Below are 1036 nucleotides of genomic sequence, written 5' to 3'. Positions count from 1 at the left end.
TCGATCAGGTCGCGCATGCGACTTTGCACGCGCGCCGCGCTTTCCCGCTTGCGCCGATGCAGGGATTCAACGCCCAGACCCAGCACGTCGGCGAGCTGCGCCTTGTTCACATGAAGCTGCCGCGCAATCACACTCGATTCGATCAGGCCATCGCCGATCGGGTGCAGGAGCTCGGTGTTTCGACCGGTCGTCGCCGTCATCGGATGCCACCTATGTGGGCCGTATATACATTCTAATCACATGACACGTGGGCCGCCTAATCACATGACACGTGGGCCGCAGGTGCCCCTCGCCTACACGGACAGCTCGGCCCGTCCCAGCCTGCTCGACGTCCTCGAGCCATCAGGCGCTCGAAATCCGAGGCCTCCAGGGTAAATGCGACACACGCCGCTTGATCGGCGCCACCCTTCCCGGCGCAACGTCGGGGCTATCGGGACCGGTCACGGCGACGGCGTGGGGTTCCAGCATCGCTTTGACAGCGCGGGACTGTCTATTGACCGGATCTGGGGCCTTGCTCTGATCTGCCGGTGTCGCTGGCTTCGGCATCGGGCATCACCAGCTGGGTCGAACCGCTGGGTCGATCGAACGCATGCGCCTGGATCAGGGTCGCCATAGCGGCACTGTAATCCACCATGGGCGTCGCATTGTGCAGGCGCTGCGCGGTTTCGATCACACGCTGTAATGGCGCGGGTTCCCCCGTACGCGAGAGCAGGCGGACGGCGGCGAGATAGTCGTCGTTCAGGATGCTCGGGATGATGACGCGGGTCAGCCCCGACCGGGATAACTCGGCATTCATGAACAGGCGGGATAAACGGCCGTTCCCATCCTGGAACGGATGCACTTCACTGATGAGGTGGTGCAGGAATATCGCCCGAGCCACCGGATCTCGAACGGCGTGGCCTATCTCGAAGCCGGTCTTGAGTGTGCCCGGCACCTGTTCTGGCGCCACGAAGCGATAAGCGCCGACGCGATTGGGCCGGATCTTGAACGCCCCCGGGCGTATGCCAGGCCGGGCACTGAATAGCTCGCGATGCCA

General features: G+C 63.7%; 2 protein-coding genes. Both read right to left on the bottom strand.

Annotated features, from left to right (window positions below; genetic code table 11):
- Positions 1–200, bottom strand: a 200-nt coding sequence (locus ACS8YF_RS19620; RefSeq protein ID WP_440851776.1) for a hypothetical protein, incomplete at its 3' end; no start/stop codon positions are given.
- A gap of 290 nt (positions 201–490) precedes the next feature.
- The coding region (locus tag ACS8YF_RS19615; RefSeq protein ID WP_440851775.1) for a Fic family protein at positions 491–1036 on the bottom strand (546 nt) is incomplete at its 5' end.

The organism is Salinisphaera sp. SWV1, from assembly GCF_052044155.1.
In the GTDB taxonomy this organism is placed as follows: domain Bacteria; phylum Pseudomonadota; class Gammaproteobacteria; order Nevskiales; family Salinisphaeraceae; genus Salinisphaera.
Note: the sequence above shows the minus strand (reverse complement) of the source record. Positions and strands in the feature narration are given on the sequence as shown.